This window comes from Halorubrum salinarum (genome assembly GCF_013267195.1).
Taxonomy (GTDB): domain Archaea; phylum Halobacteriota; class Halobacteria; order Halobacteriales; family Haloferacaceae; genus Halorubrum; species Halorubrum salinarum.
Map to the genome: position 1 here is coordinate 749,703 of NZ_CP053941.1, position 15,299 is coordinate 765,001.

General features: G+C 48.8%; 11 protein-coding genes and 4 pseudogenes. 7 read left to right on the forward strand and 8 right to left on the reverse strand.

Annotated elements, in window-relative coordinates; all coding sequences use genetic code 11:
- Positions 1-215: 215 nt before the first annotated feature.
- The 3 genes and pseudogenes from HPS36_RS03875 to HPS36_RS17070 all read left to right on the forward strand — a co-directional run.
- Positions 216-485, forward strand: a complete 270-nt coding sequence (locus HPS36_RS03875) for an AbrB/MazE/SpoVT family DNA-binding domain-containing protein (RefSeq protein WP_173228580.1) — start codon at positions 216-218, stop codon at positions 483-485.
- Positions 485-913 (forward strand): type II toxin-antitoxin system VapC family toxin, encoded by a 429-nt coding sequence (locus tag HPS36_RS03880; RefSeq protein ID WP_173228581.1) that lies wholly within the window; start codon positions 485-487, stop codon positions 911-913. Before HPS36_RS03875 ends, HPS36_RS03880 begins: the two co-directional genes overlap by 1 nt.
- Positions 914-1,187: 274 nt before the next feature.
- Positions 1,188-1,385, forward strand: a pseudogene (locus HPS36_RS17070) (IS6 family transposase); the annotation flags it as partial.
- A 35-nt stretch (positions 1,386-1,420) separates the two neighbouring features.
- On the opposite strand, the gene HPS36_RS03885 reads toward HPS36_RS17070, so the two are convergent.
- Together HPS36_RS03885 and HPS36_RS03890 are read right to left on the reverse strand one after the other, a co-directional pair.
- Positions 1,421-2,314, reverse strand: a complete 894-nt coding sequence (locus tag HPS36_RS03885) for a glycosyltransferase family 2 protein (protein WP_173228582.1) — start codon at positions 2,312-2,314, stop codon at positions 1,421-1,423.
- Between the two features lie 211 nt (positions 2,315-2,525).
- Positions 2,526-2,873: pseudogene (locus HPS36_RS03890) on the reverse strand (helix-turn-helix domain-containing protein); the annotation flags it as partial.
- A 13-nt stretch (positions 2,874-2,886) separates the two neighbouring features.
- Here HPS36_RS03890 and HPS36_RS03895 point away from each other — a divergent pair.
- From HPS36_RS03895 to wecB, 3 genes and pseudogenes are all read left to right on the forward strand, one after another.
- Positions 2,887-3,738 (forward strand): annotated as a pseudogene (locus tag HPS36_RS03895) (IS5 family transposase).
- A 368-nt stretch (positions 3,739-4,106) separates the two neighbouring features.
- Entirely contained in the window at positions 4,107-5,921 is a 1,815-nt protein-coding gene (locus HPS36_RS03900; RefSeq protein WP_173228583.1) for a hypothetical protein, read from the forward strand.
- Between the two features lie 190 nt (positions 5,922-6,111).
- The gene (gene wecB, locus HPS36_RS03905; RefSeq protein WP_173228584.1) at positions 6,112-7,209 is read left to right on the forward strand and encodes a non-hydrolyzing UDP-N-acetylglucosamine 2-epimerase; all 1,098 of its coding nucleotides are present in this window, start codon (positions 6,112-6,114) and stop codon (positions 7,207-7,209) included.
- Between the two features lie 52 nt (positions 7,210-7,261).
- On the opposite strand, the gene HPS36_RS03910 is transcribed toward wecB, so the two are convergent.
- Both HPS36_RS03910 and HPS36_RS03915 read right to left on the reverse strand, forming a co-directional pair.
- Positions 7,262-8,503 (reverse strand): nucleotide sugar dehydrogenase, encoded by a 1,242-nt coding sequence (locus HPS36_RS03910; RefSeq protein ID WP_173228585.1) that lies wholly within the window; start codon positions 8,501-8,503, stop codon positions 7,262-7,264.
- Complete coding sequence (locus tag HPS36_RS03915) at positions 8,493-9,407, reverse strand: NAD-dependent epimerase/dehydratase family protein (protein WP_235681735.1); 915 nt, start codon at positions 9,405-9,407, stop codon at positions 8,493-8,495. The genes HPS36_RS03910 and HPS36_RS03915 overlap by 11 nt, the downstream gene beginning before the upstream one ends.
- Positions 9,408-9,789: 382 nt before the next feature.
- Between HPS36_RS03915 and tnpC the strand changes: the two are divergent.
- Positions 9,790-10,842: pseudogene (gene tnpC, locus HPS36_RS03920) on the forward strand (IS66 family transposase); the annotation flags it as partial.
- Between the two features lie 299 nt (positions 10,843-11,141).
- Here tnpC and HPS36_RS03925 read toward each other — a convergent pair.
- The 4 genes from HPS36_RS03925 to neuC form a co-directional block, all read right to left on the reverse strand.
- Positions 11,142-12,329 (reverse strand): polysaccharide pyruvyl transferase family protein, encoded by a 1,188-nt coding sequence (locus HPS36_RS03925; RefSeq protein ID WP_173228586.1) that lies wholly within the window; start codon positions 12,327-12,329, stop codon positions 11,142-11,144.
- 66 nt (positions 12,330-12,395) lie between these two features.
- Complete coding sequence (locus tag HPS36_RS03930) at positions 12,396-13,418, reverse strand: N-acetylneuraminate synthase family protein (protein ID WP_173228587.1); 1,023 nt, start codon at positions 13,416-13,418, stop codon at positions 12,396-12,398.
- Complete coding sequence (locus tag HPS36_RS03935; RefSeq protein WP_173228588.1) at positions 13,411-14,103, reverse strand: acylneuraminate cytidylyltransferase family protein; 693 nt, start codon at positions 14,101-14,103, stop codon at positions 13,411-13,413. The genes HPS36_RS03930 and HPS36_RS03935 overlap by 8 nt, the downstream gene beginning before the upstream one ends.
- Positions 14,100-15,287: a UDP-N-acetylglucosamine 2-epimerase gene (neuC, locus tag HPS36_RS03940; protein WP_173228589.1), complete on the reverse strand. Its 1,188-nt coding sequence runs from the start codon at positions 15,285-15,287 to the stop codon at positions 14,100-14,102. The genes HPS36_RS03935 and neuC overlap by 4 nt, the downstream gene beginning before the upstream one ends.
- Positions 15,288-15,299 lie beyond the last annotated feature (12 nt).

Consider the following 15,299-nt stretch of genomic DNA (forward strand, 5'->3'; position numbering starts at 1 on the left):
AAAGTACAATCACCTCGCGATCACGGTTGCCAGCCGCATCGCCGAGAGAAGTTTAACCAACAACGGGTGTCAGAGCCCACCAGTGTTGGTTAACTACTGTGGAGCTGATTTTCCGATCTCTGAGTGTTCGCAGTTGGTGATCAAGGCCTACTCGTTTCTCTTTCCTGTTCACATGTGGCGCAACATGTATCTTCTGGGAGCGTGTACCATGACGCATGGCAACCGGCGAACCCCCAGAAGAGACGACGGTCAACGATAGTGGGATGGTAACAATTCCGGCCAACCTCCGCCGGCGTCTTGACATCGAACCCGGTGACAAGCTCCGGTGGACCACTGACAACGAGGGAAACCTCTCTGTCGAGGTTGTCAAGCAGCACTATGGCGCGTTCGACGACTTTGAACCAGTCCAGATGGGGGGTGGTGGCTCTAACACCCACGACCTCGCAGGCTACGAGGACGATCCCGCGTTCTCAGAGTCCAACTGATGGCAGTCGCCGTGATCGATACGGGTGTGCTAATTGGGATGGCCGACATTGACGACGAACACCACGACGTCGCGATGGAGATTGTCCGTGGAATTGACCACGGTGAGCTTCCGACAGCCCGGGTGACGAATTACATCATTCTCGAAACGCTCAATTGGATACATACTCGGAAGCGACACGAGACGGCCATCGAAACGTATGAGCGATTGAATCAGTCTGCTGGGTTTGAGGTACTCCACGCCGCACAGAAAGACTTCACCACCGCTGTTGATCTCTTCCAGACGCATGAGAGCCTATCCTTCGGTGACGCAACTATTGCTGCGTACATGGAACGTGAGGGCATTGAGTACCTCTATTCGTTTGATGGCGACTTCGACGCGATTCAGGGAATCACCCGGCTAGAGACGCCAGACAACCTCTTCTCGTGACAGCCACCTCCGCATGCGAAATGAGGTGGTTACGGAAGTCAGACGTCGCCGCGGTGGAACGCGAGTTGATCCGTTGTCCCGAGGTTGAGGCACATGAGATTCCGCGGCGTCCCGGCGGTAAGACTGTCGAGAAAGGTGACGTGCTCGACGCGGTCGCCGTCCAGTAATTGTGGTAGGAGCGCGCTCCCGATGTAGCCACAACTGCCCGTCACAAGGAGTCACATACGAATGAGAGGGAGTAGGCCAAACGTAAATTGTTCGACATGTGGGTCGGTTGTGGTCAGTCCTCGCTGAAGGCGGCTATTGATTTCAAGTCATTCAACATGGAAATCGGAATGCTGTCTAACGTGTCTTTTGGGAAATAGAACAACGAACATCATCGTTTGCGAATAGTTTCAGCAATATCGTGCTCAGAACAGCTCAAAATTGGTTCGAAGTTGTCGCCGTCTACCACAATTCATGTCAAACTTAATGCGACCAGTCTCCCCCCATCCCAGGTCGGCTCAACTAAGTATTTTTTAAAGATTGGATGCCACTTATGATGGGTAGGCGTTTCAAGTGACCTACGAGGATTGTAGAGCGAGACTCCAAATAGTTTTTAAACGCTATATCTGCGCTATCCAACTGCGGTATAAGGAAAGTAGCATATATTGCCAACATTGTATTTATGATTGTTGAATAAACCCTAAATAAGGTATATCTGTAATTATAATTTTTTCCATACATTGCCTGAATTTGATTTCCTTCCATTCTCACTGCTTCTGAGTCTTCATTAGATTTTGTTTCTGAATGTACTCTCAAGGCCCATAGACAACTACCAATATGTTTAAATTTATACCCTTTAGAGGATAATCTTAGCGCATATTCGTAGTCGAGGGCGTAGTATAAATTCGAGTCCAACTTATTATTTTTTATTACAGATCTGCGGTAGAATATACACGATGCAAAATACCGACGTACTAACCACTTTTCACTGAATATCGGGAGGCTATAACGAATCTTATAAATATTTGAATTTTCGTTGATATAAGCATTATTACTATAGCCTATATCAACATTAGGGTTGGCATTAAAAAATGCGACGACTTTACTGATTGTTTCTTTATAGAAAAGAACATCATCCGCATTCATCCAAATCACAACTTCCCCTTCTGAAAGTTCAAAACCATCATTTACTGCCCTAGCTTGACCTTCATTATCTTTACTTATTAGACGAATGTGTTCTTGTTCAGCATATCTTTGTATGATGTCCGAGGTTTTATCTGTTGACCCATCATCAATAATAATGTGTTCAATATTATCGTACGTTTGATTAATAACACTAAGAATATTCTCTTCGATATATTTTTCTTCATTATAAGCAGGAGTCACGATTGAGACTGTTGTTACGGATTCCGACATACACGTACACTCCTTGGATACATACTAAAACTTTGGCACAGACTAAATATAAATCCCCTTGAATATACAAATGGTCGCGTAGATCTTGACGATGAGGCGTTCGACTTCAGACTGCTTATGATCGAAATTGCTCTGTTGAATCCGCAGATTGCGGCGGGATAGCGTCGCTCTGAAGGTGGAAGTGAAGCGGAAGAGCCGAATGTGCTTATTATTCCTGTACGAGCGCCGGCGTCCACGTCGGCGCGTCAACACCACTCTCTTGGGGCGATCCGTGGACTGTGTGTTCAGACTCCTGCTGCTATTTTTCTGATAACTTTCGCTTTCGGCCAGATCGATAAGCATCAGTAACGGCCTGTTCAAGCGGCTCGTCAGTATCGAGTCGGTTGAGGCAGCTGTAGATTGTTCGTCAGCCAGTGTCGTGCCAGTCGGCAAGTTCAGTCTGCGTGACGCCGTTTCTGTACGCAATCGCAGCTAACAACCGTTGAGTCGGCTTGTTTCCATTGACGTTGTCAAGCGCGTCTTGGAGTTATTCGAGGGAGATCTCGTCGAGATGATCTATTAAATCCCGTACAATACTCTGTGCGCAAAGTTCTAACGGCTACTATAAACTACTCTTCCGCTTCGTAAAGCAAGCCACGTCGCTGGCTCAAAAGCGCTGTGCCGCCAGTCCAACGGCAGTGAGTGATCCGACTGGCAACGGATTTCCCGGGTGGAAGCATGTCACGCTCCACTTTTTGCGGGTTCACATGGATGCGACGTACCGCGAGATCGTGGATTGGGCGAGTGAAATGGATCTGGTTCGTGGGCTGTTACAGCTCGCTCGAACGGCATTTCCAACACCCTCAACGCTGTACCGGTTGTTTGAAAGGGTGCCCATGTCGGTGTGCCGCGGCTTCCTTAATGAGTCAGGACCATCTGCCATCCGGGCTCGCATGGAGCTATCGATGCCACGTTCTTCGACCGGAAAACGGTATCAAGGCACTACCAACACCGCTCGGATTGCCACATACGCACTCTTAAAACGACCGCACTCGTCGATACAGACTCGTGTGCCAACCTCGATGTTCACTGCTCGGCACACTGGCCTCACAACCCCCAGACTGGTTGTCGAGTCGCCCTTCGTAACACCGAGAAAATTGAAAGTCTCGCCGGCGACAAAGGCTATGACGACCAATCGCTTCGGGATGCCCTCCGATCAGAGGGTGTCCGGCCCCTGTTGCGTCATCGGTTTTTCGCTGCGTACCATCACGCGCACAACGCACGGACAGCGGGCTATACGGCAAGGGCTGGATGGCCGAGACCACCTTTTCGGCCATCAAGCGTCGGTTCGGCCCCGTGTCCACTCTCGCGCGTGGTACCGCGAGTTCCGCGAGCTCGTGTTGACCGCCACAGTCTACAGCCTCGGACAGGCTCTCAAACAGTGATCCCCACACCGTCATCGGATTCAACAAAGCATTTGTCCGGAGACACTCCATATTATAGCAGCCGACGGGTACGCAGTATGGCCGGGTCAGATCGACGGGTACGCAGTATGACCGGGTCAGATAGTAGAATCGGAGAGTATAGCAATTAGAAAACTACAAAAACCTGGAAACTAAACTACTGTGTTGTTAGTATCTAAGTTCAAGACTCCGGTGTAAACGCCTTTATCATCAACAGAACTATAAGCTTGGTAATGAACTTCCTAAGCATGATTCTCAGTCGATGTGTGTGCGAAATTGTCTGATGGAATGGCGTGTATAATCTCAGGTATAATTATAGATTAATATCAATGCGACCAACTATAGATTCTATGGTCATCATGAATCGTTCTCAGATCATTAGATGTATGATTATATTCACGGGTCTCGTGGTCGTAATTGAATTATTAACCATCCGGGTGTATGCTACTGGCTCCTATAGTGTTTCAATGTACCAACAAATACCGACTTGGATGATTGGATTTGGGTTTTTTATAACATTTCTATCGATATTTTCATCTTTTTGGTTTCTAACAGGAAAGTATGAAACGTTGTCTTTAATATCTCTGTTCCCGCTAATAATACAATTATTTATAATCCCGATGGTGCCGTTCCTGTTGGGATACAAGATACCAGCCGGGGATCTACTTACACACGCTGGTGATATTCGCACGATCCAGTTTCATGGCGAGATAATCGAAGCACCGCGCGCAAGATTTAGTAGTCAGCACCGGCCAGCGTTTCATATATTATCAGTAATCCTGGACTCTGTAACAGATGGTATTTTTGAACATAGGAGTAATTACATAGTATTTGGGGTACTCACTTCGGTGGGAAATTTCCTATATATTCTGATAATAGGTTTGATCTTCAGGAGAAAAGGGTGGCCCGTTGTATATTCTATTTTTGGTGCACTTCTTGCGATGAGTGTTTCTGCTAAGCCTGCTACCTTCGCGTTCCAGACTGTGTTTATGCTTGGATTATATCTTTTGTTAAATATAAGTGAATTTGAAAGCCAGTACAAAAAGTATTCACTAATGTTTCTCGTGGTTTCCGCTGGGATTTGGCCATTTCATCAAATTCCACCAATAGCATTGACTGTTGTAACAATTATCGTATTTATTATTGGCTTGACAAATTTATACATGAAATCGGGATCATCGAGTTTACCCAATGTAGTCTTTTTATTCTCATTAACGACTGTTGTCGGGCTATTTGGTTATCTTTGGTTCACATTTACCCCTTATTTTAGACAAGCGATTTTCAAACTTGTTGGCAGTGGTTCTGAAACGCTTTCCGCGGTTGGCCAATCTGCGACCCTCACCGAAAAGTTTGGATTTTCTTATCTTGAAGTAGGTGTTTTAGTGTTGAAAGTTTATGGACCACTACTAATTTTACTCGGATTAGGGGGACTCGGAATTATATTGTATATACTTCCAAATATCGACAGTTATTATAAGAAAACCACACCATTATTGACTATATTAATAGCAGTCTCGTTTGCTTGGACTCCGATTGAATTCTTCGGCGGAAACCTGATAGCAAGCTGGGGAAGAGCACTCCGCCTCGGTCAGATGTTGTCGCCGATATTTGCAGGTATATTTCTGATGTACCTTTTCAATAGTATCGAAACCAATGTAACTGGTAAAACATTCCGTACTATCTTGATTTTTTTGTCTATTTCAGCATTACTAACTACTGGATTAGTGGTTCATCAGGGAGCGATGTATGATTCTCCCTGGGTCGAACAAAGCAATACTTATATTACAGAAAGTGAAATAACTGGGTGGCAGTGGTACTTCGACAGTAAGTCTACGATGAGAGGAACGGTTACACTTAATAGAAGAAGTCATAGGTTTATGCAGCTCCTAATGACCCCAAATGAACGTATAGAGAGGCGAAATGACATATCGTATCGCGATCCAAATATGAAGGCAACAGCTCCGCCACATTTTGGAGGAACAACCCCCTTGGGTGATATGTTCCGTGATACATACTATATTGATACTAAACCGGTCAGATTAAACAGGATTGTTGTTCATCCAAGTTGGCAATTTACTGAAAATGATTTTGAACTACTTGAAAGTGATCGCTCTGTGAACCGGATTTATGATAATGAGAATTTCAGAGCACACACTATAAACTAAGAACATATAGTTTACCTAATATTTATGTACTTTGAAATTTCCCATACTAACTTAACGCGACGAAGTTTGAGCAGAAAACTGTATACGTCGTTTCTTGTAGGTTGTCATCTTTCCGCTATTCGTCCGGACGAATTAGACACCACCGAGACCGACAGGATTTAATTTGTGGTAACGAGATTATGATTCATACGTGTCGACCGAACCAGAGATCGTCTTCGTAGTGGGCACCCGACCCGAGATCATCAAGACTGCACCGGTGCTCAGGGCAGTTCGAGACTCGGATGCCTTGGACGTACACGTCGTCCACACGGATCAGCATTACGATGACAACATGAGCGCGGCGTTCTTCGAGGTGTTGAACCTCGGGATGCCGGACGAGCATCTCGGCGTGGGTAGTGGGACACAGGGCGAACAGACGGCCAAGGGATTAATGAAGATCGAACGGCTGCTGGGGGACCGGTCGCCGGCGGCGGTGCTGGCCCAAGGGGATACGAATGCGGTGCTGTCGACGGCACTCTCTGCGAGCAAGCTCCCAGTGGACTTCGGGCATATCGAATCAGGGATCCGAAGCTACGACCGGTCGATGCCAGAAGAGACAAATCGCGTCCTCGCCGACCACGTCGCCGAGTTGAACTTCGCCCCGACTGATGTCGCCGTCGAGAACTTGGCCGACGAGGGAATCGAGGATGGCGTCCACGCTACTGGAAACACGGTGGTCGACGCGTGCCTACAGCACCGCTCGTTCGCGGAGTCCGAGTCAACCATCCTTGACGACTTTGGTCTCACGGCTGGGAAGTTCGTCGCTGTGACTATTCACCGGCCGGTGAACACCGACGACCCGGACCGACTGACAACCATTCTTGAAGCCTTCGACGGTCAGGCGTTCCCGGTCGTATTCCCCTGCCATCCGCGGACGCGTACCGCTATCGACGACTTGGGTTTCGAACCGACTGGGAGCTTGCGGCTGGTGGAGCCGCTTGACTACATTGACTTCCTAAACCTCCAGGCGAACGCACGGCTGGTCGTGACCGACTCCGGCGGCATACAGGAGGAGGCGTCCATCCTCCAGGTTCCCTGTTTGACGGTCCGCCCGAACACGGAGCGGCCAGAAACGGTCGACGCCGGTGTGAACAAGCTTATACCCCCGGCGGCTCTGAACGCAGAGATACGGAAGCTGTTCGGCGACAGCGAGGCGCATGAGGCGATGCGCGGGGCCCCAGACCTATACGGTGAGGGAAACAGCGGCGCGCGCATTGCCGACATCCTCGAGCGTCGCTACGGGGCGTAAATCGAATTGAAATAAAATGTCTCCTCCGTGAGATCGGCGGGGCAAGAGTATCTTAGAACTGTAGGAGGTCGACGTCGTTTGAGGACAACCAGGAGTCCAGTTCGTCGAGTTCCTCGACAGTCTCGTCGTGGGGAACGAGTTGGACTACGACGTCTGCAGATTCCGACGCGATCGTTGCTTGGAGATCATCGTAGCCCATCCCATCGATATGGCGATCATAGTGTGTAACCCGGTAGCCGTCGAGGCAGAGTTCCTCAACAACCTCGTTTGCGGGGCTGTTACGCTGGTCGTAGTTGTTCGGCTTATACGCCGCTCCCAGCGCGATGATTTTGGGGTCGACATGGTCTGCGACTGCCCGTCGGATTTTCTTCGCAGTGATCTCCGGCATCATGTCATTGATGCGGCGGGCGGTGGTGATGAGGTTTGTGTGCTCGGGGTCAACCTCGTTGAGGAACCACGGGTCGACTGGCAGGCAGTGACCACCGACTCCGATGCCGGGCCGGAGCAGGTCAACCCGCGGGTGCTTGTTCGCGAGTTCGATGATGTCGTCGGGATTGACATCCATCTGGTCACCGATGAGTGCGAACTCGTTGGCGAGCGCCACGTTGACATCCCGGTACGTGTTTTCCATTAGCTTACACAGCTCCGCCGACACGAGATCAGTGTAGTAGATTTCCGCCTCAAGGAACGGCTCGTACAGCTTCGCAGCGCGCTCGGCGCTGGCGCGGTCAATTCCGCCAATAATGCGGTCGTTGGTGACTATCTCCTCGAACACGTTCCCGGGCAGGATCCGTTCGGGTGAGTGCGCGAGTTGGATGTCGTCACCGGGATCGTACCCCGCTCTCTCGAGTTGGGGGACAATGTGGTTACCGCAGGTCAGTGGCGGGATCGTCGATTCGACGTTGACGAGGTCACCCTCCTCTAGATAGGGTAAGATCGAATCGACAGCGGCTTCCACGTGGGACATGTCGGGGCTCTTATTCGGTTCGGTGAGTGGCGTCGGTACGGAGATAACAAAAGCGTCACCGCTGGTCGGTTCTGTCTGGCCGACTAGGTTCTCTTGGACGGTGTCCTCTTTGAGTCGGCTGTTCAGTTCCTTCTCATTGACGTTCAGTGTCCCGTCGTTGATCGCCTTCACCACGTTCTTGTCGATATCTATCCCGTGGACGGTCTTCCCCTTGGAGGCGAGCATAATCGCCAGCGGGAGACCGACGAACCCGGTCCCGATGATCACCACCTCCTCGACGGCCTGCTGGTCGGTCGTGTCGGTCGAGGCAGTGCTTCTAGATGTCATAGTAATCAATCATCCACTCAATAGTCTCTGGGATGCCCTCCTCAAGGGTCGTGCTCGGGTCGTGGTGGAGATCGCGTTTAGCGTTCTCGATACTGGCTTTCTTATTCAATGTGTTGTGTGGTTCGGTTCCTCGGTACTCTACCTTGTCGTCGGTCATATCGAGGTAGTCTAGGACAATGTCGGAGAGCTCTTTGATGTCCCGGTAGTCGGTGCTGGAGATGTTGTACACATTCCCGGGCTGGAAGTTGTCGACAATATTCGCCAATGTTTGGACGGTGTCGCCAACGTAGGTGAACGACCGGTGGTGGTCCTCGTACACGTGATATGGTATGTCGTGCAACGCGTGGTAGCAGAATTTACAGACGACACTGCGGTACTCGCTGTACGTCTCACCAGGGCCGTAGGTGTTGAAGAGTCGTACTCTGACTGTTTCGGTGTCGTGGCGGTCCGTCGCATTGAGTATCTGTTGTTCGTTGACCCACTTCGAGATTGCATAGTCGTTCAGCTGTCGGATGTTACCTTCTTCGAGTGGGACGGGCTCATCCATGACGCCGTCGTAGTCCCCATACACTTCGCTCGACGACGAGAAAATCATCCGGAAGTCGTGCTGCTGCTGGAGCCGGAGCATATTCTTGGTACCGATCGCGTTGGACTTCCACATCGTCTCATAGAAGTCCTCACCGTTCTTCCGACCGAACTCAGCCGCGAGGTGGTAGACGTAATCGAAGTCCTGATCATCGAAGATGCGGGCAAGTTGGCGATACTTACTCACGTCCACGCGATAGTATTTGTCTCGTTCCGACCACGGGAGGTCGGCGACCCAGACGTCGTGGCCGCGGGATTCGAGTTCTTCAACTAATGGACTTCCGACAGCACCCAGACCTCCAGTCACCAATACCTTCATGATGATATTTAAATACAGGACGTGTATTAATGGTTGCTTTTTTGATGCTGTGGAAACGTCAGTAGTCGAGATCCTGAACGGTTAGACACAATAAAAAGCAACGACAGCTGGTAAAAGGGCTACGACGGCCAGGCGATGGTGGTTTGTGGCCCCTAGGTGAACATCGCCCAAGCCGTCATGACCGACGCCAACGACACACAACAGCTTGAACCGATGGTTGAGGATTGTGATGATGGGCTCTGGTGAATCGCTGTAAGACAACGAGATAGGTCGTCAAATCAAAGGAAGTGAAGCGGGAAATCGGCGATGCCTATGTCGAAGATCTCCCGCTTCACGAGCAAGGCGGTCACGTTAGCTAAAATGCTGTTGGTGGCCGAGGCGAAGCCCCCGACTCGTCGAGGAGATTTCTGATCCGCAGCCTCCAGAAATCATCCGGTACAACCGCCACTACCATCAGTGCGATTCCTGTGGAACAGAGAAAGTTACGGCTCACCCCGACTGCCCCGATGAGGGACAGTTCGGGGTGAACGTCATCGCTCAATCAGCTCTGTCACGGTACGATCACCGCCTTCCTTACCGGAAGATTGCTGATCGCTTCGAGCAACTACACGGACTCAAACTCCCGGGTGTATCCGCGTGGCACGCGACCGAGCGCGCTGCGCGCGCCGGTCGCTGTGAGCACGAGCAGATCCGTCAAGATATTCAGGATGCTGACATGGTTCACATCGACGAGATAGGCATCAAACGCGACGGTGGGGGAGTGTGGATTTGGACATTTCAGACCGTTCAACATACGTTGTACGCACTCGTGGAGAGTCGTGAAAGTGATGTCCCTGCGGAAGTCCTCGGGGAGGACTTCGCGGGAACGGTCGTCTGTGATGGATGGACGGCGTACCTAGCTTTCAGCAGCAACCTCCAGCGGTGTCGGGCGCATATTCTTCGAGAGGCTGAAGATGCCGCCGAAAAGCAGGCAGAAGGTGAACCAATCTACCAGGCTCTCAGACAGGTGTACGTCGCTCTCCAGGCCCGGCTGGAGAGCGACTTGACAGTCCGTGAGCGAGCAGACCTCAAGCGTGTGGGGCGAAGAAAGCTTGAATCGCTGATTGACCGGTCAGTACTCGACGGAACAGTGGCAACACTGCTCGGAAAGATCGAAGGGGGTCTCGACCACTAGCTCACCTTCGTCGGTGAGCCAGCGGTCTCTTCGACGAACAATACTGCAGAGAACGCGCTTCGTGAGCCAGTAGTGCTCCGGAGAATCGTCGGAACCTTCCGTAATGATCGAGGAATATTTGTTCACGAGACGGTCTTGTCCCTGCTGGCGACGTGGCGCCAGTGAGGACGCAATCCATACGAAGCGCTTCGTCGAGTCGTCAGGAATAATAAAATGATCTCACGGGCTCACGCTGTGCCGGCTGTCGAAACCTCGGGGTAAACAAGTACCATCCTCGAAACTGTGCTGTGGCTCATCAACAATGTACCAGAATAGCGTTCTAGTTTTAATATAGAATCTCGAGATATCTGTAGTCAGGATTTCATGAAGAGTCTCAATCTCTACCGCAATATGACTACGATAAATTTCCATATGGGGATGTACCTGGAGTGATTGAATAGAGTGTTTGGTTGGTAGTTCTTCTACTCGAAATTCAAGAGATCTTTTATGTAGAAGTCGGGAACACCGGAATGATCTCACGAAGATCGCAATAATCATTACGCGTCAAGAAAATAAAATTGTCATAATACCCCATTTTTATACAGATGTCGTTGGATAACTTCGTGAAATGAGTCAATTTCGCTTCGAAGATCACATTTTGTTTCGTGATATTTTTTCTCTACTTGTTCTTTATTTTCTACTGTGGATACGATTTTATCGTATAGTCGTGACTCAAAGCCTTGACGAGTGATTTTAATGGACTGTTCTGGGCGTCCAATTTCGTTGTACATATGTTCTACTTTTGGATGTTCTGCAGTTAGACCAATTGAGGGTGTACCGAGACCGATCGGGCAGACGTTTGAGTGAAATCGCATCCCCATCGTAACGTCGCACTGCCGGTAGCCATCGAAAAAGTATTTTTCTGATCCTTCACCATGTAAATACGTCGAGGTAGTCATTCTATTACGGCGGTGTAATACATCCATCTTTTCTAGCACGTCTGAGATAGCGTCGAAATCGCTGTAGATGTGTGGGAAGAATACGATGTCATACCCGGGGTATTCCACAAGAAATTTATCTATTGTCTCAGCAAAGAGTTCGATAAATTCGCCGTATGAGATTGTATCGTGCTTTTCAGGGAATCGAATTTCTGCCATGTCTTTCGCTACATTGACCCCTACCACCCCTCTTTCTCTCGGAATCTCGGGGTGATTACTTTCTTCGACATTCACAAAAAAACCACCGTCGGGGACCGTGTGTACCTGGTCTGCAAGGGCGGCGTTGTACTCTTCTGTTATATTTCGGATTGACCCGTCATTTCGAACCGAAACAAGACAGTGGTCTGACTCAAGGATGTGTGTGAGGAATGATTTGAATTTCTCGTGATTCGATCCAGGAACACCTTTGTGTATGTCGCAACCGAGTCCATAAAAGATAATTGGAGAGTCTATTCTGTCGATGAGTTCCGGTGGTAGGTCTATTGTCGTCCCCGTTCGAGATTCTGCGATCCAGAGATCAAAAAAGTTCCCACTGCCAATTATCACCAAATCATGTCTATTGGCCCGGGAAATAAAAGACTCGTCGAACGCTAGTGCGTCAGGCCGGTTATAGTTAACATAATATTTTCGGATTTCACTTTCGGTGTACGAGAGATTTGTGTCAAGATTTTTTTCAAGCAATCGTCGCATGCCGTTGTGGTTTGCGTTGTCTCCGATATTCCCAACAAAACTCGCAACTTGGAGAACATCAAGTGACTTTGGTGTAACCATTTTATTTACTACTATTGTTACACAGGTGTTATTTAATTTTTTCGAACTAAAATAGCATCGGTCTTATTAATCAGAATCTATATGCTTCGGTTTTAATATAGTATCTTGATTGATTGATGTTGTCACGCGTTGTCCTATAAATTCAAAGTACCGATCAGCAGAAAGTCCTGTACCAGGACGCTTCGTGGTGGTATTCTTTTTAGTCAATTCCTCACCTTTGTCAATAGTCTCAGTTGTAACGACGCTATGCTGAGCCCACTGTTTGATCTCAACTTCCTCGTCAGCTAATCCATCTTTTTTATTAGAAGTATCATTATAAAGTGTGGCAAATTCACAGATGTCCCTCAGTTCATCAGGCTCAATTGACACTTCTTGATCAGGTCCCGGAAGCCGTCGGTCAATCGTAAAGTGCTTTTCAATGAGTGCTGCACCGTTCCCGATAGCTACTTTTGCTGCCTCAACCCCTGTTGAGTGATCCGAAAACCCAACAGGTGTATTCGCAATTTTTTCCAACACTTCGATAGTTTTGAAATCAAAGTCAGCAGCTGTGGTCGGGTACGCTGAAACACAGTAGAAGAGCGCATATTCGATTGCTACATCGTCCAGAAACGCACAAGTGGCTTCAATCTCATCAATCGTATTCATTCCCGTTGAGACCAACAATGGCTTTCCCGTACTAGCAGCATATTCAAGCAAATGCCGGTTGTTCATCTCACCGGAGCCAACCTTAATCGCTGGAACATCTATCTCATCTAAAATGTCAATAGCATCTGCCGAAAACGGCGTTGAGAGGAACGTTACGTCATGTCTATCTGCATGAGACTGGAGCTCTCGATGTTCTTGGATTGACCACTCACAGTCTGCTATTGTATCGTATACCTCGCCCGCTCCAATCGATCTCATTTCAGACTCAACCATCTCTGTATCCGCAATATGCGTCTGGAATTTAACCGCATCTGCTCCAGCATCCGCAGCCTCCTCAATAAACCGCTTAGCGAGTGTCAAATCATTCTGAGCATTAATTCCGACTTCTGCGATGATGTATGGCCGATGATCTGGACCGATCTGAGTGCTGTCAATCTCAATCATCTGTCTCCCACTCTGTTAGGATTTGTTTCGCTAACCATAATTCAAAGGGTGTATCAATATCTATCGACTCCCGTTCAGTCATCTCATATATTTCAGTCATGCCAGTAATCGTTTCTCCGGTCTGTAGGAACTGTTCAACGTCCACCACGTAAACTGCTCCATTCACCACATATTCCGGCTCACGATCTTGTCTGCGTTTGCTGGCGTCCGTATAATTTAATTTCTGAGCACCCTCAGGACTCGGTTTCCAGCGTGTCTCATACGTCGGATAGGCTGAGACCACTGACTCTACTCCGGACCCCTTATAAATCGAATACGCCTCTTCAATGTGGGTGGATGTCCGAAGAGGCGATGTTGGCTGAAGCAAAACAAAGGTATCGTACTCCTCACCCTCGCTGTGTAGCGTTTCTAAAGCATGAGAGATTACTGGCGCTGTCGGGGCCTCATCTGTTGCCAATTCTGGCGGACGCATGAAAGGGACTCGTCCCCCGTGGGTTTCCGCGACTTGAGCAATCTCATCATCATCAGTAGACACGACAACTGAATCAATTGCGGTGGCATCAAGCCCAGCTTGAATTGAGTGGGCAATGAGTGGGAGCCCATCTAATTCTCGGATATTCTTACGTGGAAGTCCTTTTGACCCACCGCGAGCAGGAATTAACCCAAGTACACCAGTGTCTGTCATTGATCTATCTTTTCCTGGTATCCCACTAAATCTGGCGTCATTGGGGGTTTCAGTTCGGGATCCAGTTCTACAATTGTATCCGTTATTTTCTGTGCAGCATTCCCATTGCCATAAATCATTGATTGAGGGTATGATCCATGCTGTAGTTGGGATCGAACTCCTTCAGCAATCTTATCAGCGTCACAATCAACATCAAGAACGTTCGGCCCCTGTTCACGCGACTGCTGTCTTTCACCGATATTGACGGCCGGGGTACCGAAGTATGAACATTCTCGGATACCGACGCTCGAATTCCCGAGCATACACGCAGCATTCTTTACGAGAGTCAAATAATCATGTGGGTCCAGGCTAATAAAAAATCGAACACCGTCAGCATCTTGCTGTTCACGGTACTCTCGGATTGCTTTCGAAACCTGATCAGTCCCGGCATCCATATTAGGCCAGAACCAGAATGCCTGTATATCTAGTTGCTCATAGGCCGTAATCAACTCTTGTGTTTTATCGTAATTAGATTTGTACTCCGTTGGTAATGGGTGATACTGGATAACGATATAATCTTGAGAGACATCCACGGTATCACCCACTCCACCGTACTCTGTTTGCGGATCATACTCGGTTCTTTCTTCCTGAACAACCTGTTCGGCCAATTCTATTGAAGGACATCCAGTTCGATAAATCCGATCAGCAGGCTCACCAAGCTGACTCACAATCTCTTTACTCCGTTTGGTCGATACAAAATGATAGTCAGCCATTTTTGTGGTAGCATGACGGACTTTATCGTCAATCGATCCGGTAATTTCACCGCCTTCTAAGTGAACGACCGGAATGTTCAGGTACGAGGCAGCGAGAGAGCTTGCTATTGTTTCGTGCCGATCCCCGCTGGTCAACATCATATCAGGGTCAAGCTCCTCAAATGCCGTTGCGTACTCAACAAGACCCATCCCCGTCGTTTTTGCTTGAGCAACTGGCTCACCAGCTTCTAGCAGTGTGTGTATTTTTTTATCAATTTCCATCCCTGCTTCTGAAATAATATCAGACAGGTCACCGAAACGGTGGACCAGCGCTCCACCGGAGACAATCAAATAAAAATCTACTCGATCATCTTCGGTTAGCGCCTGTAATGCAGTCTTCACTCTGGCGTATTGTGACCGTGAAGTAACGACAGATACAACGGTAGTAGTCATTGTCCAAAACAG